The organism is Streptomyces sp. SP18CS02, from assembly GCF_036322365.1.
In the GTDB taxonomy this organism is placed as follows: Bacteria; Actinomycetota; Actinomycetes; order Streptomycetales; family Streptomycetaceae; genus Streptomyces.
Genome location: NZ_JAQYXC010000141.1, coordinates 1 through 446 on the forward strand (window position 1 = coordinate 1; position 446 = coordinate 446).

General features: G+C 69.5%; 1 protein-coding gene. It reads right to left on the minus strand.

The window, feature by feature from the left end; all coding sequences use genetic code 11:
* Positions 1 to 446 (minus strand): hypothetical protein (locus PUR26_RS00910; protein ID WP_329868231.1); only part of this gene is annotated, 446 nt, incomplete at both ends.

The window sequence follows — 446 nt, forward strand, 5'->3', positions numbered from 1 at the left end:
ACGATCGCGGTGGCTTCCCCCGTGATGACCGTGGGCAGCGTCGTGACGACCGTCGTGATGACCGTCGTGATGACCGTCGGGACGACAATCGTGGTGGTGGCTTCCGCCGTGACGACAGCCGTTCCGGTGGTGGCTTCCGCCATGAGCGTCGGGACGACAACCGTGGTGGCGGCTTCCGCCGCGATGACAGCCGTTCGGGCGGTGGCTTCCGCCGTGACGACCGTCGCGATGACAACCGGGGTGGCGGCTTCCGCCGCGAGGGCGACCGGCCGAGCTTCCCGCGTGATGACCGTCGGGACGACAACCGTGGTGGTGGCTTCCGCCGTGACGACAGCCGTTCCGGTGGTGGCTTCCGCCGTGACGACCGTCGGGACGACAACCGTGGCAGCGACTTCCGTCGTGACGACCGTGGGCCGCGTCGGGACGACAACCGTTCCGGTGGTGGC